Source organism: Rufibacter ruber, assembly GCF_014138425.1.
Classification (GTDB): Bacteria; Bacteroidota; Bacteroidia; order Cytophagales; family Hymenobacteraceae; genus Nibribacter; species Nibribacter ruber_C.
The window spans coordinates 1-25,228 of the sequence record NZ_JACJIQ010000028.1; the positions used below are offsets into that span (position 1 = coordinate 1).

At 50.2% G+C, this 25,228-nt stretch carries 15 protein-coding genes; 12 read left to right on the forward strand and 3 right to left on the reverse strand.

From position 1 onward, the window contains the following. The 11 genes from FHS90_RS22330 to FHS90_RS21235 form a co-directional block, all read left to right on the forward strand. A partial coding sequence (locus FHS90_RS22330) for a hypothetical protein (protein ID WP_220483126.1) occupies window positions 1-194 on the forward strand: 194 nt, incomplete at its 5' end. Next, window positions 109-3,009 carry a ligand-binding sensor domain-containing protein gene (locus FHS90_RS21190; RefSeq protein ID WP_182514480.1) on the forward strand — a complete coding sequence of 967 codons (2,901 nt, stop codon included), beginning with the start codon at window positions 109-111 and terminating at the stop codon, window positions 3,007-3,009. The genes FHS90_RS22330 and FHS90_RS21190, both read left to right, overlap by 86 nt. 653 nt (window positions 3,010-3,662) lie before the next feature. Continuing rightward, the gene (locus tag FHS90_RS21195) at window positions 3,663-6,677 is read left to right on the forward strand and encodes a SusC/RagA family TonB-linked outer membrane protein (protein WP_182514481.1); all 3,015 of its coding nucleotides are present in this window, start codon (window positions 3,663-3,665) and stop codon (window positions 6,675-6,677) included. A 158-nt stretch (window positions 6,678-6,835) separates the two neighbouring features. Further along, complete coding sequence (locus tag FHS90_RS21200) at window positions 6,836-8,176, forward strand: RagB/SusD family nutrient uptake outer membrane protein (RefSeq protein WP_220483127.1); 1,341 nt, start codon at window positions 6,836-6,838, stop codon at window positions 8,174-8,176. Between the two features lie 248 nt (window positions 8,177-8,424). Beyond that, window positions 8,425-10,002, forward strand: a complete 1,578-nt coding sequence (locus tag FHS90_RS21205; RefSeq protein WP_246387307.1) for a glucoamylase family protein — start codon at window positions 8,425-8,427, stop codon at window positions 10,000-10,002. A 59-nt stretch (window positions 10,003-10,061) separates the two neighbouring features. Then, entirely contained in the window at window positions 10,062-11,909 is a 1,848-nt protein-coding gene (locus FHS90_RS21210; RefSeq protein WP_182514484.1) for an SGNH/GDSL hydrolase family protein, read from the forward strand. Window positions 11,910-11,969: 60 nt separating this feature from the next. Next, window positions 11,970-13,217, forward strand: a complete 1,248-nt coding sequence (locus FHS90_RS21215) for a LamG-like jellyroll fold domain-containing protein (protein ID WP_066831785.1) — start codon at window positions 11,970-11,972, stop codon at window positions 13,215-13,217. 166 nt (window positions 13,218-13,383) lie between these two features. Next, the gene (locus tag FHS90_RS21220; RefSeq protein ID WP_182514485.1) at window positions 13,384-14,742 is read left to right on the forward strand and encodes a glucoamylase family protein; all 1,359 of its coding nucleotides are present in this window, start codon (window positions 13,384-13,386) and stop codon (window positions 14,740-14,742) included. Continuing rightward, the gene (locus FHS90_RS21225; protein WP_182514486.1) at window positions 14,739-16,481 is read left to right on the forward strand and encodes a family 43 glycosylhydrolase; all 1,743 of its coding nucleotides are present in this window, start codon (window positions 14,739-14,741) and stop codon (window positions 16,479-16,481) included. Before FHS90_RS21220 ends, FHS90_RS21225 begins: the two co-directional genes overlap by 4 nt. 125 nt (window positions 16,482-16,606) lie before the next feature. Then, on the forward strand, window positions 16,607-18,970 hold the full coding sequence (gene bglX / locus FHS90_RS21230) for a beta-glucosidase BglX (protein ID WP_246387309.1): 2,364 nt from the start codon (window positions 16,607-16,609) through the stop codon (window positions 18,968-18,970). Window positions 18,971-19,066: 96 nt separating this feature from the next. Then, window positions 19,067-19,861: a carboxylesterase family protein gene (locus tag FHS90_RS21235; RefSeq protein WP_182514487.1), complete on the forward strand. Its 795-nt coding sequence runs from the start codon at window positions 19,067-19,069 to the stop codon at window positions 19,859-19,861. 181 nt (window positions 19,862-20,042) lie between these two features. On the opposite strand, the gene FHS90_RS21240 is transcribed toward FHS90_RS21235, so the two are convergent. Then, window positions 20,043-20,795: an SDR family oxidoreductase gene (locus tag FHS90_RS21240; protein ID WP_182514488.1), complete on the reverse strand. Its 753-nt coding sequence runs from the start codon at window positions 20,793-20,795 to the stop codon at window positions 20,043-20,045. Between the two features lie 182 nt (window positions 20,796-20,977). On the opposite strand from FHS90_RS21240, the gene FHS90_RS21245 reads away from it, so the two are divergent. Then, the gene (locus FHS90_RS21245) at window positions 20,978-22,783 is read left to right on the forward strand and encodes a family 10 glycosylhydrolase (protein WP_182514489.1); all 1,806 of its coding nucleotides are present in this window, start codon (window positions 20,978-20,980) and stop codon (window positions 22,781-22,783) included. A gap of 137 nt (window positions 22,784-22,920) precedes the next feature. On the opposite strand, the gene FHS90_RS21250 is transcribed toward FHS90_RS21245, so the two are convergent. Continuing rightward, complete coding sequence (locus tag FHS90_RS21250; protein WP_182514490.1) at window positions 22,921-23,883, reverse strand: sugar phosphate isomerase/epimerase family protein; 963 nt, start codon at window positions 23,881-23,883, stop codon at window positions 22,921-22,923. A gap of 448 nt (window positions 23,884-24,331) precedes the next feature. After that, on the reverse strand, window positions 24,332-25,216 hold the full coding sequence (locus FHS90_RS21255; protein WP_182514498.1) for a hydroxypyruvate isomerase family protein: 885 nt from the start codon (window positions 25,214-25,216) through the stop codon (window positions 24,332-24,334). Window positions 25,217-25,228: the final 12 nt, after the last annotated feature.

Consider the following 25,228-nt stretch of genomic DNA (forward strand, 5'->3'; position numbering starts at 1 on the left):
AGGGCGCAGCACTGGCTTGCCCTGCATCTGCTAGCCTTTACAGCCTTGTTTATCCGAAAATTCAACCAAAATCAAAAACTCTAAACAGCTTCAATCTGTTATCAAAGCATGACAAAAAAGTTCACGCTGTTTTTGCTCTTGAATCTGGGAATGTGGTGGTGGTCACTGCCTCAGGCGCTGGCACAGCCGTCTAATGACTTTCATTTTCCATTTGTACAGAATTACCCAAAGCTGAACTACCAGGCAGGAAATCAGAATTGGGCAATTACCAAAGGCCACAACAATGTCATGTATTTTGGCAATTCAGATGGCCTGCTGGCTTTTGATGGCCAATACTGGCAGCTTAACCGCATGCCTAACAAAGTCATTGTGCGGGCTGTGGCGGCAGACACGGCAGCTAACCGCATCTATGCCGGGGGCTTTGGGGAATTAGGCTATTGGCATTACAATCACCAAGGCAAGTTTGTCTATCAGACTTTAACCCATCTTCTACCTAAAGCCAGTCCGCTTAAAGACGAGATCTGGAAGATCTACGTGGAGCCAGACCGGGTAATTTTTCAGTCCTTTTCTGCCATCTACATCTACGCACAAGGCAAGATTACCGTCATCAAGGGCGAGCACACCTTGCTTTTCCTCTTAAAGGCAAAGGGCAGGTACTTTGTAGAAGTCATTGCCAAAGGGCTTTATGAGCTGAAACAGAACAAACTGGTGCTGGTGAAGGGGAGTGAGTTTCTAGGCATGAGCGGGGTTTTGTCTGTTCTCCCCTTCTCTGAGAATTCCTTCCTGATTGGCACTGCCAAAAATGGGGTTTTCTTATTGACTGACGCTACCATCACCCCCTGGCCCAATGCCGCCAATGATTTCTTGAAGGCAAACCAGCTTAATAACGGAGTGGTTTTGCAGAAAGACTATTTTGCCTTCGGCACTATCTTAAATGGCATTATCATAGTAGACCGGGAAGGAACTGTGATCAACAGAATCAACAAGTCCAGTGGCCTGCAAAATAACACGGTGCTAAGCTTATTCACAGACCAGGAACAGAACCTGTGGGCTGGTTTAGACAATGGCATTGACAGAATTGAGATCAATTCCCCGTTTTACTTCTACTTTGACAAAACCGGTAAATTTGGCACCGTCTATTCCAGCATTATCCATGCGGGCAAAATATACCTGGGAACAAATCAAGGCCTTTTCTATAGTGACTGGCCCTCTAATTCCCCACAAAATTACCAATCACTTGATTTTAAAATAATAGAAGGGTCACAAGGCCAGGTGTGGGAGTTAGCTTTGGTAGATGACCAGCTATTCTGTGGCCACAATGAAGGTACTTTTCTGGTGCAGGGTACCCAGTTCAGGAAAATTTCTGATTTCAAAGGAGGCTGGACCCTTAAAAAGCTCTCTTCCCGGCAAGACATGCTCATTCAGGGCACTTATACGGGGTTAGTGCTCTACAGAAAAACCCAAGACGGTTCCTGGGCCCTTTCTCATAAAATTGAGGGGTTTGGAGAACCCTCCAGGTATGTAGAACAAGACAACAATGGGCAGCTCTGGGTAAGCCACGCCTATAAAGGACTATTTAAACTCACCTTAAGCCCAGATCTCCAGAAAGTAGAGAAAATAAAACGGTATGACCAGCGGCAAGGCCTCCCCAAAGATTACCACATCAACACGTTTAGGCTAGATGGCAGGCTTGTCTTTACCTCTGACAATGGTTTTTATGTGTATGACGCCATCAGTGATTCTTTTTCAAAATACACTGAGCTGAACAAAAAGCTTGGCTCATTTGCCAAGGCTAACAGAATTATAAAAGCGGCCGGCAGCAACTACTGGTTCATTAGTCAAGGCCGCGTGGCTTTGGTAAGTATGCCTCAAGCGGGTACCTTACAGGTAAACGCCACCCCCTTCAACATGCTGAGCGGGCGAATGGTGCAGCATTATGAAAACATTAGCCGGATCAGTAACTCTATCTACCTCATCAGTATTGATGAAGGCTTTGTTGTTTATAATGCGGCAGCACGGCCTGCTGCCAGAAAAACCATTCCGCCGGTGTTAATCAGGCGGGTTCAGCACACGTTAGAAGCCCCCCATGTTCTTACAGAGCTGGCATCTCAGAAAATTGAGATCCCTTTTAAGCAAAACAGTATAAGCATTGCCTTCTCCCTGCCATACTATAGCCAGATCCAGCCCAAGTTTCAGTACTTTTTAGAAGGCTACTCGCGCGAGTGGTCAGACTGGTCTTCCACCACTCAAAAAGAGTTCCTGAACCTGGCCCAGGGCGAATATAGGTTTAAGGTGAGGGCAAAGATTGAAAATGAAGCCATTTCCCCTATTACGCAATTTGCTTTTACAGTGGGGCCGCCGTGGTATGCCACGTATTGGGCCTATATAGGGTATGTGGTTTTGGGAATCCTGCTGCTGTATGTGTCCAGACACCTGTATCTACAGAAGCTGCAGAGAGATAAAGAACGCATACGGGTGAAGATGGAGCAGGAGAAAGAGGAAGTTCTGAAACGGGAGGCTTTGATCAATGAGCAAAAGCTGGTTAAGCTCAGAAACGAGCAGCTTGAAAACGAATTGGCATCTAAAAGCAGGGAACTGGCTAACTCTGCACTGAGCATTGTCTCTAAAAATGAACTCCTGGAGGGCATCCGCGAAGAAATTCTCCAGCTAAAAGATGCTACTGGCAAAAAGCTGTCGGCAGACCAGTTAAAGAAACTACAGCGGGTTATTGATGAAGGCATGGACCGCGATTATGACTGGAACCTATTTGAAACCAGTTTTAACGAGGCACATGAAAACTATTTTAAAAAGCTTAAGACCCTTCATCCTGACCTTACGCCTAAAGACCTAAAGCTTTGCGCCTACCTGCGCCTGAACATGAACAGCAAAGAAATAGCTTCGTTGCTAAACATTACAGTACGCAGTGTTGAAATAAGCCGGTACCGCCTCCGGAAAAAACTGAATCTGGATCATGAGAAGAATCTGGTAGAGTTTCTCATGGAGGTCTAACCTGTCCCCCTCATTTCCTGTTTTAGGGCTGTTTTTCTTAAAACAGCCCTAAAACAGGAAATGAGGGGGACCCACCAGTCGTTTTATCTTGACCGTCCTAAATAGCTACTTCCTCTCATTCCACCTCCCACTTCTCATGACAATCAGGGGCCAGTATGCCACCCTTTCCCTGACAATTTTGAACATTCCTAAGACAGACTGAATAAGCAGCCGATAAAGGCAGGCAAGCCATAACCGTAAAGGTGTTGTGCAGGAAGCAGAAGTTCCAGGAATAAGAAGACCTTGCTTTTTTACAATAGTAATTCTCCCTCTACATTGCCTCATGCCAACCCAAAAGAGCAGTTTTTGAGAATCTCACCCCTACATCTTGCAGATGAACACCTCACATTTCTTTTCAATCTAAGGGAAACCACCTCAACATTACCACACACACCAGCCTTTCATCTACATTCTCTCTGTTTCCATTTTCAAAAATGAACCTTCCTAAATAGGTGTTAAAGCAGCAAAAACAGCTAATCATTACTCAAATTTTAACATTTTAACATTTGATGTAGCATTGTATAGGTGGTTTTTTATTAAATCAGCAAAGAAGTAAGCAGATTTGAGAACGATTTCTAACAACTGAATCACTTAAGCTCAAACTCTATTCTACCATGAAGAGACTACTACTAGTACTATTTTTCACTTTGCTCCTGCTACCGGCACTTTATGCCCAGGGGCTTCTTACCGTAAGAGGGAAAATTACCTCCGGAGCTAACAATGATCCGCTCATTGGTGCTAGTGTTCAAGTAAAAGGAACCACCCTTGGCGCCCAGACTGACCTTAACGGAGAATATTCACTTTCTAATGTGGCCAGCAACGCTACATTGGTCATAACTTACATTGGCTATGTTTCCCAGGAGGTGGCAGTGAACGGCAGAACCTCTATCAATGTGGCACTGCAAAGTGCCTCTAGTGAGCTGGACCAAGTGGTAGTGATAGGCTATGGCACCCAGCAGAAAAGAGATGTCACGGGTTCTATTGTGTCACTGAAAGCCGAAGAGTTTGAAGACGTTCCTGTTCCTAACCCGCTTAATGCTCTACAAGGGAAAGCTGCAGGGGTTTTGATTACTAACAACGGATCTCCGGGTTCAGCTCCTAGCATTAGAATTAGAGGTGTAGGGTCCATCAATGGAGTTTCTCCCATTTTTGTGGTAGATGGGATTATTACCAACAACATTGATTTCATCAATCCTAATGATATTGCGTCAATGGAGATCCTGAAAGATGCCTCTTCACTAGCCATCTTCGGACTACAGGGTGCCAACGGGGTGGTTATTGTGACCACTAAAAGAGCACGTACAGGTGAAACAAACATCAATGTAAATTCTTACGCTGGTGTGCAGCGGGTAGATAATAAAATTGAGGTTGCTAATGGGCCTCAGTTTAGACAGTTATATAATGAACAGCTAAACAATCTAGGGCAATCTCCTTTTGATTTTGATTTCAATGGGTATACAGCAGACACAGATTGGCAAGACCTCATTTTAAGAGAAAATGCCTTCATCAATAACAATAGCGTCAGCATCACATCGGCTACAGAGAGGAATTCGGCTAGTTTAAGTTTGAGTTACTTTAACCAGGAGGGGCTAGTGAAGTATGACTCTTATAAAAGATATACTGCCCACTTACGGGATGAATTCACTATTAATAAAAATATAAAGGTAGGTGCTGACATTAACTTATTCCGTTGGGACCGCACCCCGGCAACGGGCAGCATCACCGGCGCATTATGGGCAGCCCCTGTCTATACACCTACTCATTCATCTGGAGTCTATAATTCAGGGCCTCTGTTCCAGAGAACACAGGTGGGTAATCCACTAGCTTTTATGGAAATAAACAAGGGCACTAACATTAGCAACGGGTACCGTCTGGTGGCCTCTGCTTTCGGAGAGGTGAAATTCCTGAAAAATTTCACGCTCCGTTCTACCTTTTATACAGACTTGGGCTTCAACCAGAGCAGAAGTTATTCACCACTTTATGTGATTGGGGTGCCAAACCCAGACCCTAGCCTTGACCAGCGTGCGCAGAGAAATGAAGTAACCTCTGTTAGTCAATCTAAGGATACCTACACTGCTTGGCAGCAAGATCATTTACTTACGTATAGCCGCACTTTCAATGAGAAGCATGACGTCACATTGTTATTAGGGGCCACTTTGCAATACAGCGGCAGTGACTTTCTCAATGGCTCTGTGCAAGGCATTACCGCCAACATTCCTAACAACCCAGATTTCTGGTACTTAGGCATCAGCAATGACCGAGAAACGCAACGTAATGGAGGACGAGCAGAAGAGAGTGCTTTAGCGGCCACGTTTGCCCGGATCAATTATTCTTTTGCCGGCAGATATTTACTGAATGCTTCTTTGCGCAGAGACGGGACTTCAAGATTTGGGCCGGTGAACCAATATGACCTCTTCCCTTCTATTGGGGCAGGTTGGGTAATTAGTGAGGAGAGCTTCATGCAGAACCAAAGCATTGTAAACTTTTTGAAGCTGAAAGCGTCTTGGGGACAGCAGGGAAATCAGCAGGTAGGCAATTATGTAATCTACCCTAGATTGAATACGGGTATCTCGGCGGTTTTTGGTGACAGAATTTTCCCAGCCGCTCAGCCTGAATATGTTCCAAACCCTGGTATTAGATGGGAGAAAATTGAAGGATTTGATGCCGGTGTGGAAATTTTCACTCTCAATAATAAGTTAAACCTAGAGATTGACTACTACAACCGTAAAACTAGAGACATTCTAACTCTTGTCCCAAGGCAGGCTACGGTGGGGGTTGGCACCAGTTACGTTAATGCAGGTACCGTTTTAAACAGAGGCTTTGAATTCACAGGTACTTGGAGCGAGAAAAAAGGCGATTTTGGCTACAGCATCAGTGCTAATTTCACAACTATCCATAATGAAGTACTTGCAATTGGGGAAAATAATGGCTTTGAACTTTTTGACGGCAATTCCAGGACCTCTGTAGGCAACCCTATTGGCTCATTCTACGGTCTTGTGCATGATGGTATCTTCCAAAATGCAGATGAAGTAGCCAATTCTCTGCAAGCTGCCACGGCCAAGCCAGGCGATATCCGCTATAAAGATGTTGATAATGACGGAGTCTTTAATCAAGCAAAAGACCGTACCTTCATTGGTTCCCCAACCCCAGATTTTACCTATGGGGCTTCGCTTAACTTCAACTATAAAGGATTTGAGCTAGGCATTGACCTACAGGGAGTGGCAGGTAACTACATCTACAACAGTCGCATTGCCCAAAATTTTGCAATTCTTAATTATGAAGCCAGAAGATTAGGTCGCTGGACCGGTCCCGGCACTTCTAATTTTGAGCCCATTTTGGACAATACTCGGGTACAGAACTTCCTGCCTTCAGACTACTTCTTAGAGAAAGGCGATTACTTCCGCATTAGGAACTTAACAGTGGGGTACAACCTACCTAGTGGTTTTGTGCAGAAACTACGCATGAAAAATGCGAAAGTGTATGTAAATGCCCAGAACCTGAAAACCTTCACAGATGCCACCGGCTATTCACCAGAAGTTGGCGGCCCTACCCCCTTAAGTTTCGGGGTAGACAACGGCACGTATCCTGTTCCTTCCATTTTCACCGGTGGTATCAACATTAACTTTTAGTACTCATGAAAAAGATAACTAAATATACAACTTTTGCCCTAGCAGGCGCACTCTCCCTTTCCGCACTTTCTTGTAATGACTTTCTTGACCGTGAACCTCTAGGCAGATATACCACAGAAACGTACCCGGCCGGCGGTCTTACCCAATATGTATACGGGATGTATTCAGGTCTTCGGGCTTGGGGCGTACATGCCTTTGCTTTTGTGGGCATCACCAGTATTACCTCAGATGACGCAGACAAAGGCAGTACCCCTGCTGACGGTGCAGACCAATTGGCCTTAGATAACTTTAACATTCTGCCCAACAACGGCCTGATCACTGACTTTTACCGATCCCATTACACAGCAATTAGTAACTGCAATGTAGTATTAGAGCAGGCAGAAGCACAGAAGGCTGCCCTTAGCCCTGAAGATTATGTAAGATCACAAGCCGAGGCACGGTTTGTGAGAGGGTATCTCTACTTCAACCTGGTAAGAACGTATGGCCGCGTACCACTTGTGGACCGTGTTTTTAAAGAAGGAGACAACTTTAACATACCGCAATCTTCCGCCGCAGAAGTCTACAATTTCATTGAGCAAGACTTGATGTTCGCTTCCACCAACCTTCCGCCCACGTGGGGTACCCAATATCCTGGCAGACCAACCAAATGGACAGCCCAGGCCATGCTCGCAAAAGTGTATCTATACCAAAAGAAATGGGGCAGCGCCTTGACCAGCGCGAAAGCCGTGATGGGGTCTGGTTTATATAACCTAAGTACTCCTTACAACCAGATCTTTACCGAAGCCAAAGAAAACGGCCCAGAGTCTGTTTTTGAGATTCAGGCGCTGTACACCCGCACAAACCAGTTTGGCACTCAATACGCAGAGGTACAAGGGGTAAGAGGTTCCGGCGAGATGGATTTGGGCTGGGGCTTTAATGTGCCATCACAGCAACTGGTAAACGCCTATGAGCCCAATGATCCCAGAAGAGATGCTACCATCTTGTTCAGAGGCGAAACCACGCCGTATGGCGAGGTGATTCCGGCCTCTGTGCCCAATGAGCGCTATAACCAAAAGGTGTACACAGACCCAAAATTCAGATTGGAAGCCAACAACAGGCATGGCCTATGGGTGAACATCCGAATCTTGCGCTATGCAGACGTAGTGCTTATGGCAGCAGAAGCCGCCAATGAGTTAGGAGGCACTGCCAATACAGATGATGCTTTGGCATATCTGGAAATGGTACGCGCCAGGGCACGCGGGAACAATGCCGCCATTCTGCCAAGAATAACAGAACGTGACCAAGCTGCCCTACGTGACCTTATCAGACATGAACGCCGTATTGAGCTGGCCATGGAACATGAGCGCTTCTATGACCTGGTGCGCTGGGGAATTGCAGGCCCTGTATTGCGCGCCGCCGGCAAAAACTTTGTAACGGGTCGGCATGAACTGATGCCAATTCCGCAAGGCGAAATTGATAAATCAAACGGCGTACTTACCCAAAACCCTAATTATAACTGATCTACTCCCGTAGAGTTCGCCTCTAACTAGTTTCTAAGACTTGACAGATGCTGTTTTTCTGAAGATATGGCGTTTTACGCCTGTTTTCAGAAAAACAGCTCAAAAACACCTCTTCCAATGAGAGGCTGGGATTGAATTTTCTTTACTCAGCCACTTTAGCCTGGTTCAACGCCAACAACACAAAATTAAAGTCTACCACAATGGGTTTATTAAAGCGCGTACCCTTGCTGCTTCTTTCAATTTTCTGCATGGGCTACACCCAAGCCTGCAAGGAACAGGAAGACCCTGCCCCTGAACCTCAACCAGTTGCTCCCTCCTCTACGGCAGGAGATAAAAAGCTGCTGGACCAGGTACAGCGGGAAACATTTAACTATTTCTGGGATTTTGCCCACCCGGCCTCTGGCATGGCCCGGGAACGGACCACCTCCGGTGATTTGGTCACCAGCGGCGGCTCCGGCTTTGGGGTACAGGCCATCATTGTAGGTACGCACCGAAACTTCATCACCAGAACTCAGGCGGTAGACAGATTACTCAAAATCACCAATTTCCTGGCAACAGCTGATAGATTCCACGGCGTATGGAGCCACTGGATCAACGGCAACACCGGCAAGGTCATCGCATTCAGCGCCAAAGACAACGGCGGCGATGTTATTGAGACAGCTTTTCTGATGAATGGCCTGCTTACTGCCCGGGCCTACTTTAACGGTGCAGATGCCAAAGAAACGGAACTCCGTAACAAGATCACCCAACTCTGGGAAACGGTAGAATGGGATTGGTATGCCTCCAGGGGAGACAACAAATTGTATTGGCACTGGAGCCCCAACTATGGCTGGGACATGAACATGCCTATTAGTGGCTGGAATGAGGGGTTAATTGCCTATGTTCTGGCGCTTGCATCCCCTACCCACCCCATTTCTACAGCTGTTTACCAAAACTCCTGGACCAGAAACGGAAGCTTTGTGAATGGGTCTACCTATGAAGGGTACAGACTCCCGTTAGGACCAGCTTTTGGTGGCCCTTTGTTCTTTGCACACTACTCCTTCATCAGCTTAGATCCTAGGCAACTGCAGGACCAGTATGCCAATTACTGGAAGCAGAATGTTATTCATACCCTTATCAACCGCTCTTACAGCATCAACACCGCCCCTAAAAGCTATGGGTACTTTGCCAGCCTCTGGGGGTTGACCGCCTCTGACACTTACAATGGCTACACGGCCCACAGCCCCACCAATGACAACGGTACTATGACGCCCACCGCCGCCCTGTCTTCCTTCCCCTACACCCCATATTTCTCTATGCAGGTGCTCCGGTATCTGTACCAGAACTTAGGCAATACCATGATTGGCACCTATGGCCCATATGATGCCTATAACAAGGAAAGGAATTGGGTAGGCACGCAGTATTTGGCGATAGACCAGGGACCAATAGTGACCATGATTGAGAATTACCGCAGTGGTTTGCTATGGTCTCTTTTCACCAACCTGCCAGAGATACAAGCCGGTTTGGCAAAAGCCAATATCACCAAGCCCACCCCTGAAACAGGTTTCCCCTACGCGGTACTGGAGGTACAGTCTAACCTGCTGGATTTACTTAAACACCCAGATGCAGATGCCTATCAGATAGAAGTAGCGGTACATAACAGCCCTGGCCTCACCCTTACGGTTGAGAAAGGAGATGGTACTGTAGTAGAAACAGTTTGGAACAATGAAAACAAAGCGAATGGGGTCTATACGGTGAATTTTGGGAAAACTTTGCCGCCCGCCACCTACCGCCTTCGGCTTAAAAACAGCACTTTAGATAAATTCATCACAGTTTTCCTGCATTAACCGGTTTACTGCCAGCATTCAAGTTGATCGTCACACCAGAACAGACAAACTAAAACTATATGAGACTACCATTACTCCTTACCTTCAGAAGACAGGTCATCCCTCTATTCATGGTGTCTGGCCTACTGCTGCTCTTCAGCCATTCCTCTTTGGTAGCGCAAAGCAAACGAGATACTGTTAACATTGATTTTGGCAACTCCACCCGCCTTTCTACTGGTACCTGGAATAATGTCACAGATTCTAAGACAGGCTCTGTGAACAATCTAATCAACTACCAAGGCTTGAATTCCGGAATTACCGTGGCTGTCACAGATGCTTTCAATGACGGGAGCAATACAGCCGGAGCAGCTGCAGATGATAGTCTCAGAATACCGTCTAATGCCGCCACTGATAGCTTCTTTGGCAGCAAAAGGGCTGCCGTGGGCGGTTTTGAACCAACTGGGGGTGTGACCTTCTCTAACCTTAGTCCTCAGACGGCTTACAGCTTTGCCATTTTCGCCTCAAGGGTAGACACTGGAACCGGCGGCACTAACCGCGAAACCAAGTACACGGTCACTGGTAAGACTACGCAAGTGGTGGCAATGAACCCTTCTGGGGCTAAAGGCTATTTTGTGCGGGTCAGTAACATGCTCCCCGCTGACAACGGTACTATTACTGTTACCGCTACCACGGGCACCAACAATACCAACCCAGATGGCTACTATTACCTGGGGGTAATCAGAATCACATACCTCAATAACGCCACAGTGGGGCCTAAAAGTCTGGCTGTTACTTACCCTAATGGCGCCGAGCGGTGGGAAGCAGGCAAACAGGTTTTCATTGGCTGGAACAGCGAAAACATTATCTCTGCCAATCTTGAATACTCCACAGACAATGGCGCCACCTGGATTCCTATTGCCTCCTCTGTACCTGCCGCCAACAAAAAATACACCTGGACAGTACCAGCCACGGTTTCAACCCAAGCATTGGTAAGGATTACAGACGCAGATGATGCTAATGTAAAAGATATCAGCAACCACCCTTTCACCATTAGGCCAGACAACGGCAAAGAGTATAACATAGTAGTTCTGGGCTCTTCTACCGCGGCAGGTACAGGTCCTAGCGCCCAAGACAGTGCCTGGGTATGGCGGTACAGAACCTATCTCACCCAAAAAGACACAGACTTCAATGTTATAAACCTTGCAGTTGGCGGTTACACCACCAGCAGCATCTTACCAACCAACAACCCGCAGAACAACATCACCAAGGCCCTTTCTTACAACCCAGAGGCTATCATTATCAATATGCCGTCTAATGATGCAGCTGGCAATGTGGCGGTATCAACGCAAATGGCCAATTATACCACCATCGCCGATTTGGCCGCCAATGCCAATGTGCCGTTGTATGTCACGACCACCCAACCTAGAAACTTCAACGGGGACCAGGCTAAAATCCAGATTCAGGTAGACATGGTGGCTGCCACCCAGAATAAGTTCGGGAACAAGACCATTGACTTCTGGACCGGCTTCCCAGATGAGACAAACCAGATGAAAGCCATTTACAACAGCGGTGACGGCGTGCACATGAACAATCTTGCGCACCGCATTCTATTTGAGCGGGTGGTGGCCATGAACATAGACCAAGCCATCATATCTCAAAACCCTTTGGGTAGTTCTCAAGAGGCAAACCCGTCTTTGTACAGAATTTACCCCAACCCTAGCACTGGACAAATTTTCATTCAGCCCAAAGACGGCCACCCCATTCAGAGAGTCACGCTGCATACGCTTACCGGCCAAGTAGCCTTAGAGATAGGATCAGACAAAAACCTGGGTCTTACAGTTGATGCGTCTGCTCTAACCAAAGGTATGTACCTCTTGCAGATACATACACAGCAGGCTACTTACACCTCCAGAGTAATCCTTCACTAAAACCCATATTACTTTCTTCTCACACTAACTTATTATTCCAAAACATTAAAAAACCTGCTTATGAAACGTTTATCTAACCATTGGAGCACCCTGCTAGCGGCACTGGTCCTTTTATGTTTTACCGCCTGCGGCGATGATGACAGCGCACCGGAACCAACTAAATTTGAGTTGAAGTCTTTGATGGCAGGCACTATTAACCTTAATACGGCAACGGCTGCCACTAATGTGCCAACAGATGCCACCATTAAGGCCACCTTTTCAACCAACGTAGACGCTGCTACCGCTACCAATACGGTTGTGACTCTTAAAAAGCAGGGTGAAACCGCCAATGTTCCGGCTATGGTAACTGTTACGGGCATGGAAGTAACGCTAGCGCCCAATGCAGCACTAACCGCAGGAACAACCTATACACTTAGCATTGGCGCCATTAAATCTTCTGACGGCCAAACAATGGCGGCCATGAGCAAGAACTTCACTACCGCCGGCACTGCGCCCCTCCCTGGCACGGTGGCCCATTGGTCATTTGACGGGAATACCAATGCCGTGGTGGGGAATTACAATCCATCGGCCAGCATTGACATCACCTATGGCCCAGACCGTAAAAACCAGGCCAACAAAGCAGCAGTTTTCAACGGGTCTACTTCTATCATAGAGATTGACAACGGAAGCCAATTATTGAATGCCAGCAATTTCACCCTTAGTTTCTGGATGAAGTTGAATTCAGATAATGGCAACAGAGACCATTTTGTGATGGGCCTAGGTGCTTTTCATGGCTTAGGGATGGAAGTTCCAAAAACTTATGGCCTCTTTAAAGTAGTAGCCCAATATGAATGGGCAGACGGCAGAACAGGTGCCAATGACTTTGTATTTAACGGTGACGGAAAAAACAAAGATAACGGGGGCTGGGCAGCCATTGAAACTGAAAAAGATTTAACAAATACCGGTGGGGTAGCTGGACTGCTGAAAGATAAATGGGCCCACGTCACGTTTGTTTTCAATAGTGCCACCAAGTCAAGGTTCCTGTATATCAACGGCGAACTCATGGAGAAAGACAACTTTACCTTATTGCCAGACGGTGACCTGAAGACGGCCAAAGGCCTTAAATTCAATGGGAACACTGAGGTGCAAAACAAACTGGCGTTTGGGTTTAACCAGGCAAGAGGCGGCATTATGTGGGCAAATGAACCTTGGGGCGGTTATCAATTCCCAACGGCTAACCATTTCAAAGGAAGCTTAGACGAGATTAGAATATTCCATTCCGCCTTAACCGCAACTGAGGTGCAGGCTATGTATAACTCTGAGAAATAATCAACTGCAGCTTTCTGTTTTCAGGTTGTTTTTCCAAAACTAGCCAGAAAACAGAAAGCTGCTTTTCTACCTCCCCCTACACACGTACCTGTCAACTATACCTTCTTTTTATCCCCCGATTGTGTCTTTCATGCCCAGTCATCAACAACTACCTATTGCCATGCCCATGAAGAAACTTGCTGCCCTCTTCTTCACTTTTTGTTTATTTCTTCCTGGAGGAGTACAAGCCCAGAAAAAAAGAAATTCTGCCCAAAGCACCGTTTCCAGACCCCAGAATCTATCAGATGAACAACTGCTGGACCTGGTGCAGAAGCAGACCTTTAAATACTTCTGGGACTTTGGCCACCCCGTAAGTGGCATGGCGCGCGAGCGCAGCAATACCTCCTTTGACTACGGCAATGAAGTAGTAACCACCGGCGGCACCGGCTTTGGCGTGATGGCCATTATTGTAGCCGCAGAACGCGGCTGGATTACCCGTCAACAGGCTGCAGAGCGCACCCTCAAAATTGTGAACTTCCTGCAAAAGGCAGACATGTTCCATGGCGTATTCCCGCATTGGCTCAATGGTGCCACGGGCAAAGTGATTCGGTTTAGCCCCAAAGATGATGGCGGAGACCTGGTGGAGACCTCTTTCCTGTTCCAGGGGTTACTGACTTCTAAACAGTATTTCACCCAGAACAACCCCATAGAAAACCAGCTCCGCAACAAAATTCAGGGGCTCTGGGATGGCATTGAGTGGAACTGGCACACCCAGGGTGGGCAAAATGTGCTGTACTGGCACTGGAGCCCCAACAACGGCTGGAGCATGAACCACCAGATCAGAGGCTGGAACGAATGCCTGATTACCTATGTATTGGCCGCTGCATCGCCACGCTATTCCATTTCTCCGCAGGTGTACCACCAAGGCTACGCCACCAGCAACCACTTCCGGAATGACCGGGAGTACTACAACATAAAGCTGCCGCTGGGCTTTGACTACGGCGGGCCTCTGTTCTTCTCGCACTACTCGTTCCTGGGCCTTGACCCCCGCGGTTTAAAAGACAATTACGCAGACTACTGGGAGCAGAACAAAAACCACACCCTCATCAACCGTGCCTATTGCCTGGACAATCCCAAAAAATACAAAGGCTACAGCGCCAACAGCTGGGGCCTCACCGCCTCAGACAGCCACCGGGGCTACGCCGCCCACTCCCCTACTGAGGACTTAGGCGTCATAACCCCCACCGCTGCGTTGTCAGCGTTCCCTTACACGCCAGAATATTCCATGCAGGCGCTCAAGCATTTCTACAACAACCTGGGTGATAAAATCTGGGGTGAGTACGGCTTTGTAGATGCTTTCAGTGAGCACCACAACTGGTACGCCAATTCTTACCTGGCCATTGACCAGGGCCCTATCATTGTCATGATTGAGAACTACCGCACCGGTCTGCTCTGGAAGCTCTTCATGGCGAACCCGGATGTGCAGAACGGCCTGAAGAAGCTGAACTTCAAAAGCGACAAAATCCAGGGGGAGGCAAGTAAATGAGAAAGACGTTTTTCCTTTTCTTCCTTCTCATAGGGCTTGGAGCACAGGCGCAGCAACAGCAGCAAACCTACTGCAACCCCATGAACCTGGACTACGGCTACACGCCCATCCCTGACTTCACCCAGTCTGGGAAGCACCGCGCCACCGCAGACCCGGTCATTGTGAATTACAAAGGCGACTACTACCTTTTCTCCACCAACCAGTGGGGCTACTGGTGGAGCAGTGATTTGTACCACTGGAATTTTGTCTCTAAGTCGTTCCTGAAGCCGCACCACAAGGTCTATGATGACCTCTGTGCGCCCGCCGTGTTTGTGATGGGTGACACCATGTTGGTTTTCGGGTCTACGCATGAGAAAAATTTTCCGCTCTGGATGAGCACCAACCCCAAAGGCAACGAGTGGAAGGAAGCCGTGGAGCCGTTTGAGGTAGGTGCCTGGGACCCGGCGTTTTTCCTGGATGACGACGGCCGCCTGTACCTCTACTGGGGCAGCAGCAACGTGCACCCGCTCTACGGCATTGAGATAGACCGCAAGACCTTTAAACCTAAGGGTGAGAAGAAAGAGCTCATTCACCTGAACCATGAAAAGTTTGGCTGGCAGCGCTTTGGCGAGTACTTAGACAACACCTTTCTGGACCCGTTCATGGAAGGTGCCTGGGTGACCAAGCACAACGGCAAATACTACCTGCAGTATGGTGCGCCCGGCACTGAGTTCAGCGGCTACGCCGATGGCGTGCAGGTAAGCGACCACCCATTGGGGCCGTTCAAACCGCAGCCGCACAACCCGTTTGCCTACAAGCCCGGTGGCTTTGCAAGAGGTGCCGGGCACGGCAACACCTTTCAGGATCAATGGAACAACTGGTGGCACGTGTCTACCATGGTCATCTCGGTGAAGAACAACTTTGAGCGGCGGCTGGGCGTGTGGCCCGCCGGGTTTGACAAAGACGGGGTGCTGTACAGCAATGCCACCTTCGGGGATTACCCGCACTACCTGCCCAATGGCCCCGCTGACCACCTCAAAAGCCGCTTCACCGGCTGGATGCTCCTCAACTACAACAAGCCGGTGACCGTATCTTCCACCCTGGCGGCTTACGCACCCAACTACGCGGTAGACGAAAGCATTAAAACCTACTGGAGCGCCGCCACCGGAGAAAAAGGAGAATGGATTCAGACGGATTTAGGCGCTTTGAGCACCGTGAGAGCCATCCAACTCAACTACGCCGACCAGGACGCTGAGTTTCTGGGCAAACAAACCAACACCTACCACCAATACAAAATCTACCACTCTACAGACGGTAAAAAGTGGAAAATGCTGGTAGACAAAAGCCAGAACAAGACAGATGTACCGCATGACTACATAGAGCTGCCCCAGGCTGTGAAAACCCGCTACCTTAAGCTGGAGAACATTCATATGCCCACCGGCAAGTTTGCCATCAGCGGGTTCAGGGTGTTCGGCAACGGCACGGGCGCCAAGCCTAAGCCAGTGAACAACCTGGTGGTGTTGCGCACTGAGAAAGACAAGCGCAGCGCCTGGCTCAAGTGGTCACAGTCGCCAGACGCGTATGCCTACAACATTTACGTGGGCATTGCGCCAGACAAGCTCTACAATGCCATTATGGTGCACGGCAGCGGCGAGTACTACTTCAAAGGCATGGACAAAGACCTGCCCTACTACTTTCAGATAGAGTCTATCAACGAGAACGGCATCTCTGAGAGAAGCGCTGTTATTGAGTCAAAATAACGTTGCGTTTTGGGCCTGTTTTTCAGAAAACAGGCCCAAAACAGAGAAGGCAGCCTTAGCTACAACAGAAAGGGCCACCCTCGTCAAACACCCCTAGCTTAAAGATTACCCATTACAAAACACGCATGAAAATGAGAAATGTGACCACCCTTGTCCTGGTTTTGCTTTTAAGCGGAAGCTGCACGCAGATGAATCCGCAGAAACCAACGGCCATAGCCACTGAAACCGGGAAACCCCAACCCGAAACCAGCACCCCTACCAATACCGGCAAGCCGCAAGATGCCAAAATGAAGAAATTCATTGATGACCTCATGGCTAAAATGACACTGGAGGAGAAGATTGGGCAGCTGAACCTGGTGTCGGTGGGTTTTACCGTAACCGGCCCCGTGGTAAGCGAGAACGTAGACGAGAAAATCACCAAAGGCCTGGTGGGCGGCGTGTTCAATACCTTCACCCCCATTGCCGTGCGCAAACTGCAGGAGAAAGCCATCAGCCAATCGCGCCTCAAGATTCCGCTGCTGTTTGGGTATGATGTGATACATGGCCACCGCACCATCTTCCCTATGCCCATTGGCCTGGCCGCCAGCTGGGATTTGGCCGCCATTGAGCGCAGTGCCCGTATCTCAGCTGACGAGGCTTCGGCCGACGGCCTGAACTGGGTGTTATCGCCCATGGTAGACATTGCCCGTGACGCCCGCTGGGGCCGTATTTCTGAGGGCTCCGGTGAAGACACATATCTCACCTCCCAGATTGCCAAAGCCATGGTACACGGGTATCAGGGCGCTGATCTGGCAGCCTACAACACGGTCATGGCCTGCGTGAAGCATTTTGCCTTGTACGGCGCCGCCGAAGCGGGTCGTGATTACAACACCACAGACATGAGCGACCGCCGCATGTTTGACGAGTATTTACCGCCCTACAAAGCTGCCCTGGATGCAGGCGCCGCCAGCGTGATGTCTTCGTTCAATGATATCAACGGCGTACCCGCCACCGGCAACAAATGGCTCATGACTGATTTGCTGCGCAAGCAGTGGGGTTTTGACGGCTTAGTAGTGACAGACTATACTGCTATTAACGAACTCATTCCGCATGGCATGGGCAAAAACGAGTATGAGGTAGCCAAAGTAGCCCTGGATGCCGGTATTGACATGGATATGGTGGGCGAGGTGTTCCTGCAGCACCTGAACCAGCTGGTGAAGGACGGGAAGGTAACCGAAGAACAGATCAACGTGGCCTGCCGCCGTATTCTGGAGGGCAAGTACAAGCTGGGCTTGTTTGAAGACCCGTACCGCTACGCCAACGAGCAGCGGGCCAAGGAAACCCTGCTCAAAAAAGAGTACCGTGACGCCGCCCGTGACATTGCCCGCCGCACGCTGGTGCTCCTGAAAAACCAGAACCAGACGCTCCCGCTTAAGAAAACCGGCTCTATTGCGTTGGTGGGCCCATTGGTAAAAAGCCAGATTGACCAGCTGGGTAACTGGAACGGTGCCGGCGACTACAAGCAGGCCATCAGCGTAGAGCAGGGAATCAGAAACGTAGCCCCTAACGTAAAAATCACCTACGCCAAAGGCGCGAACATTGCCAGCGACACCCTCATGCTCAAACGCCTGAACGCCCACGGCGGCATGCTGGAGATTGACCCACGCTCGCCCCAGGAAATGATACGCGAAGCCGTGCAGGTAGCAAAAAAAGCAGAGGTAGTGGTAGCCGTGGTAGGCGAGTCACAAGGCATGACCGGTGAGGCTTCCAGCCGCGCTGACATTACCTTGCCTGGTCACCAGTTAGATCTCTTGAAAGCCCTCAAAGCCACGGGCAAGCCGCTGGTAGTGGTGCTGATGAACGGCCGGCCCTTAGCCCTGGAGTGGGAAAATGACAACGCTGATGCCATGCTGGAAACCTGGTTTGCCGGTACGGAGGGGGGTAACGCCATTGCTGATGTTCTCTTCGGGAATTATAACCCGTCTGGTAAAATCACCGCCACCTTCCCGGTATCTGTGGGGCAGTTGCCTATCTATTACAGCCACAAAGCCACGGGCCGCCCGTATGCAGGTCAGCTGCTGGACAAATACAAATCGCGTTACTTAGACGTGCCCAATGAGCCGCTGTACCCGTTTGGTTTTGGCTTGAGCTACACCAGTTTTTCGTACACGGCCCCAACCCTGAGCAGCAGCACCATGAAAGCCGGCGGTAACTTAACCGTAAGTGTGCAGGTGAAAAACACCGGCAACTTTGACGGCGAAGAAGTGGTGCAGCTGTACGTGCAGGACTTGATAGGCTCCGTTTCCAGACCGGTGAAAGAGTTGAAGCACTTCAAGAAGATTTTCCTCAAGAAAGGCGAAACCCAAACCGTCACCTTTACCTTGTCTGAAGAAGACCTAAAGTTCCATGACATCAACATGAACTACGTGGCCGAGCCGGGTGACTTCAAGGTGTACGTGGGCACCAACTCCCGTGACGTGCAGGCGGCTCCCTTTACGTTAGTTAAATAAGTTGAACTTTGCGTTTTTGGGCTGTTTTTGTAAAAACAGCCCAAAAACGCATTTCTATTTCCTTTAAAGACTATCCTTCTCCCAAAACCCATGAACATGCAGGCGTTCAAAAACAGAGTTCTCTGGCTACTTTTCCTGTTGCTGGCTTTTTCATCAGCCCAGGCCCAGGAGTTAGCGCTATATGAATACAAGCAGTTTGTCTCTGGAACAGACACCCTCCACTACCGCATTCTGTACCCCAAAAACTTTGACGCCAACAAAAAGTACCCGGTGCTCTTCTTCCTGCATGGCGCGGGGGAGCGGGGCAGCAACAATGAATCACAGTTGGCGCACGGCGGAAAGCTGTTTTTGCGGGATAGTATCCGGGAGCAGTTTCCGGCCATTGTCATCTTTCCGCAGTGCCCCAAAGACAGCTACTGGTCAAACGTGAACATTGTCACCGAGCCGGGCGGCAAGCGCCACTTCAACTTTCTCACCGGCTGCGACCCTATGCCGCCCATGCGGCTCCTGCAAAACCTGGTAAAGCAAACCCGCGTCCAAAAGTTTGTTGACAAAGACAGAATGTACGTGGGTGGCCTTTCCATGGGCGGCATGGGCACGTTTGAATTGCTTCGGCGGGAGCCTAAGCGGTTTGCCGCCGCCTTTGTGATCTGCGGCGGAGACAACGTAGGCAACGCCAAGAAGTACAAGAAAGTGCCGCTCTGGGTCTTCCACGGAGGCAAGGATGATATTGTGGAGCCGCATCTATCAGCCAGAGTGGTCACCAAACTGCAGGAAATTGGCGCCAAAGAGGTCAAGCACACCGTGTACCCCAACGCCAACCACAACAGCTGGGACGCCACCTTTGCCGAACCGGCGCTGCTGCCGTGGCTGTTCTCGCATGAGAAGTGATTGGTACAAACTCCTGCGCAAAACTTAAAACCAGACACATACTCAAAAGCCCCTGCTACCATTGTAACAGGGGCTTTTTTATTCAGGAAAACCGTAGATAGAGCAAAACGGCGTACTCTAAGAAAAGAACCTACTTTCTGTTTTCGGGCTGTTTTCTGGAAAACAGCCCGAAAACAGAAAACTACGAGTTGCCCAACATTCTGGCGTTCATCTGCGCTGCAAAGGCATCATTCTCCTCTCTGGAGGCTTTGCGCCTTTCCTCTGAAGAACCAAACCCTACCTCCAATTCGCCAGTATCTATGCGTTGCATCACCGAGTCTGCGAATTCATTGAGGGGTACGCCAAACGTATGCAACCCCACTCCGCCCAAATCTGTGTTGACCGCAGGCGGCACTAGCTCCACCACTTCCACAGAAGTCTTAGACAGCAGAAACCGCAAAGACATGGTGTAGGAGTGCAGCGCCGCTTTGGTGGCGCAGTACACCGGCGCGAAGGCAGCGGGTGTAAAGGCCAGCCCAGAGGTCACATTGATAATTGCCGCCTTCTCCTGCCGCCGCAGGTGCGGAATAAACAGGTGGCACAGGTGAATGGGTGCTTCTACATTTATCAACAGCTCCTGCTGCGTCTCGCCCCACGCCTCCTGCTGCTCCACCGGGTTGATGCGGCGCTGAATACCGGCGTTGTTCACCAGCACGTTCAGGGCAGGAAATTCTTTGGTGGTCCACTCCATTAGGGCAATACGGTCACTTTCTTTGGCCACATCACAGACAATGGTGTGCAGGGCCGGATGCTGCTGCTTCGCCTCATTCAATTTATCAGCACGGCGGCCGCAGATGATCACGGTGCTTCCGGCTTTTAAGAAGCGTTCAGCAATGGCTAACCCAATCCCGGAGGCGCCTCCGGTTACTAAAACGGTATTTCCTGCTAGTCTCATAGATCTTGATTCAACGGTAAGTCTTTGATCAGGAGTACGCGCCCAGCATTCTGTGGTTCCTGTGCATTAGAAGCAGTTTGACAGTTTTTCTATCCTTACTTATTAATTCTTTTTGAAAATGCTCAGGAAAATCTCCATCTTCCTGCAGAAAACCAACACGTTACCATTTACCCCCACTGCGTATGAGAAAAATCCTACCCTATCTCCCCCTGCTTCTCCTCCTGCCCCTGCTCAGCCTGGCCCAGTCACCCAAGCGGGAGTTCAGAGGCGCCTGGATTGCCACCTACTCAAACATTGACTGGCCCAACAAGTCGCAGACGCCTGCCCAGCAGCAGGCTGCTTTAAAAACCATTCTAGATGAACACAAAGCCACTGGCATCAATGCCATCTTCTTACAGGTCAGGAGCCAGTCTGATGCACTTTACCTGAGCCAACTGGAGCCCATCTCTGCAGACCTCACCGGCACCCAGGGCAAGCTGCCTTCCCCGCTTTGGGACCCGCTGCAGTTTGCCATAGAAGAAAGCCACAAACGCGGCATGGAACTGCACGCCTGGCTCAACCCCTACCGGGCTATAGGCAACGTGGCCAACCTGGAAAGTTTTACTGGCAGCCATGTGGCCAAGCAGCACCCGGAGTGGTTGATAACCTCTGGGTCTCTTCGTACCCTGGACCCCGGCCTCCCTGCGGTGCGCAACTACATCATGGCCGTCATTGCCGACATCATCAAACGCTATGATGTAGACGGAATCCACTTTGATGACTACTTCTACCCCAACGCTACGTTTGACGATAATGCTACCTTCACCGCCCACCCGCGCGGGTTCACCAACCAGGCAGACTGGCGCCGGGACAATGTGAATCTTCTGGTAAAGCGGGTGCATGATACCATCAATGATCTGAAGCCCTGGGTGAAATTCGGGATTTCGCCCTCTGGCATTTACCGCAACAGTACTGACCCGGCCATAGGTACCAATACCTCTGGGTTGCAGCACTATTCTGCGTTGTATGCAGATTCCCGTAAATGGCTGCAGGAAGGCTGGATTGACTACCTGGCACCGCAGGTGTACTGGTACATTGGTCAGCCGGGGGCGAATTACGGGGTGGTGGTGCCGTGGTGGAACAACAATGCCTTTGGCAGGCACATCTACATTGGCCTGGCTGGCTACAAAGTGAATGACCCGGCACAGGGAACCAGTTGGGCAGATCCCCAGCAGATCCCTAACCAGGTGCGCATGAACCGGCAACTGGCAAATGTGTACGGGCAGGCCATTTACAATACCAGCAGTTTGCGCAGCTCCAGCAAACTGGGCATGAGAGACTCGTTGCGGCTCTTTTTATATAAAAAACCAGCCTTGCTACCCAACATGCCGTGGCGGGACGCCACCCCTCCGGCTGCCCCAACCGCTCTCACGGCACAAAGGTTTGACACAGACTCAGTGGCCCTTTCCTGGGCGACACCCGCAGCGGTGTCTAATGAGCTGGACAAGGTGAAACAGTATGCCGTTTACCGCTCAGAAAGCCCAGCGATTGATCTCACCACCACTGACCATCTCATTGCCATCACCAACACCAGTGCGGTGGGCTTCAAAGACAAGGTGCCAGACGTCACCAGAAACTATTACTATGCTGTTACGGCCCTGGACCGTTTCCACAATGAGAGCACCCTGTCAAATATTACCAGCAGCACCCTCACAGCCTCCAGAGAAGAAAGCGGGGTCTTCTCCTCTGCCCTGGCCGCCTTTCCTAACCCGTTTTTTGGGGAGCGCCTCACCATCCGTTTCAGCCTGTGGCACACAGACCCCGCCGCAGAACTGGCAGTGTATGATCTCTATGGAAGAAAGGTACAACAGGTTTACAGCGGCAGACTGGAGGGTCAGAAAGAACACCAGTTTGACATTGCTACCCAACCACTACAGGGGCGGGTCTTCCTCATCAGGTTGATGACCGCCGGCAAGGTCTACACTGCTAAAGTGATCAGAGGCTACTAAGCAGAAAGGGAGCATCTTTCCTGCCACAAATCAATCGGCCGTTTTTGGCCTGTTTTCAGAAAAACAGGCCAAAAACGGCCGATTGATTTATGACCTGCAGTTCTTTGACTGCATGCCCTCAGTTTACTATCTCTACTCTAGGCCAGCAGCGTATTCTTCACGTAATCCCGGCTCTGCCTGATGCTCTTGTACGGGTCCATGGCGGCGGCAAAGTTCTCCTGCTCCACAAAAATGCGTTCCACCCCAGACAGTTTGGCCTGCCTGAAGATCTCCTGATAGTTGATGCTGCCGCTGCCCACTTCTGTGTTCAGTTCAGGTGCTTGCTTGTTCATGTCCTTCACGTGCCACATCACAAAGCGGCCCTGGTGCTGCCTGAACAAATCAACCGGCTTCAGGCCCGCCCTGACTACCCAGTAAAGGTCAGCCTCAAAGCTCACCAGCCCCGGATCTGTCTCTTGCAGCAGCACCTCATAGCCGGTGGTGTTGCCATATTTCTGAAACTCGAAGTCATGGTTGTGGTACGCCAGCTTTAAACCGGCGTCCTGGCAAAGCTGCGCTGCCACGTTCATGAGGTTGGCAATGCGTTTGTAGTCATCCAGCTTGGTGCGTACCTCTGCATCCAGCCACGGAACAGTGATGTACGTTTGCCCCACGGCTTTACCGGCCTCAATGTAGCGTTTCACCACATCTGTGTTGCCGTCTTTCATGTACTGGCCAAACTCATAGTGCCCGCTGCTTGAGGTCAGGTTATTGGCGTCCAGCACCTCTCTGAACGCCTTGGGCGACAGCTTCCAGTAGCCGCTGTCTGGGGCGTAGCCATAGGTTTCCACGTCATTGTAGCCCGCCTGCGCCACCCGGGCAATCACCCCTTTCACATCTTTGGGCAGCAGTTGGCGCATGGTGTACAACTGGATTCCGATGTCCTTGATTTCGGCCTTGGCCGATGTGGGATTCTCTGCCCCGGCCGCCTCAGCGGTAGCCCCGGCCGCTGTCTCTGTTTTCCGGCCCGCTGCCTCACAGGAGGTGAGCAAAGACGGCGCAAACGCCACCCCCGCCGTTAACAGGCCCAGCCGCTGTAAAAAAGATCTTCTATTGTTCATTTCAGTTGATGGGTAATTTGGAGGAAGAATTGTTGGCTTCAATGCCAGTTACATGTTTATAAAGTGCAGGCCTTGACAGCTTAGCCACTTAAGCGGCAGCGTTTCCAGCTTCTACAGCGGCGGCAGAACGTTACGCCTGGTTTTCTGGCACGGCCTCTGCGTTACAAAGGCTTTTGGAGCCTGTTTACATTTGTCTTTTGCGCTGCAAACGGGTATCAAAAGCACCTGACGTCGCGGTTGACGCGCACCGTAGCGGGGCGTATGCTGCTCAAGAAACCGCTATAGAAGAACCTTTCGCTCCCCGTTTTCACTGGCAAAACCAAAAGGTAAACAAGCTTTTAGGCAAAAGTCAATTCAACGCATTGGCACATGTTCTTTTTCCTGTTTTGGGGCTGTTTTGGCCAAAACAGCCCTAAAACAGAAACGGGTGCCGCCCTGCCCCACGGGCTTAGACGTCACAGATCTGGACCGCCTGCCTAAGGGAGGCCAGCTTGTCTTTGGCGGTGGGTATGAACTCCTGCGCCACATAGCCTTTAAAGCCGGTGTCTTTGATGGCCCGCATGATAGCCGGGTAGTTCAGTTCCTGTGAGTCATCAATCTCATGCCTGCCGGGTACGCCGGCGGTGTGGTAGTGGCCAATGTACTGGTGGTTGTCCCTGATGGTCTGGATCACGTTGCCCTCGTCTACCTGCATGTGGTAGATGTCATAGAGCAGCTTGAAGTTCTCTGAGCCCAGCCGTTTGGCCAGTTCTACGCCCCAGGCGGTGCGGTCGCACTGGTAGTCTGGGTGGTTCACTTTGCTGTTGAGCAGCTCCATGACCAGCACCACCTTGTGCTTCTCGGCGAGCGGAAGCAGTTTTTTCAGCCCCTCTGTGCAGTTCTTCAGACCGGTCTCATCATCCAGCCCCATGCGGTTTCCGCTAAAGCAGATCAGGTTCTTATAACCCGCCTTGGCCACCTGCGGGATCATGTCTGAATAGTTTTTCAGGAGGGTGGCGTGGTACTGCGGGTGGTTCCAGCCCTCTGTGAGGCTGATCTCGGCTCCGTTGCACATGGTAGACGCCAGGCCGTACTTCTTGAGCACCGGCCAGTCTTTGGGCCCCACCAGGTCAATGCCCACCAGCCCCATTGCCCTGGCCTCTTTACACAGTTCCTCTACAGAGAGGTTGTTAAAGCACCAGCGGCACACAGAATGGTTGATGTTTCCTTTCAAAGCGTAGGTTGTTTTCTTTTCATCTGCCGCAAAGCAGGAGACGCTGCCGGTGGCGGTAAGCACGGCCGCCCCGGCCAGCATGCCTTTGAGGGCGGTTCTTCTTTGGTTGGTTGAATCCATCATAGGGCAATG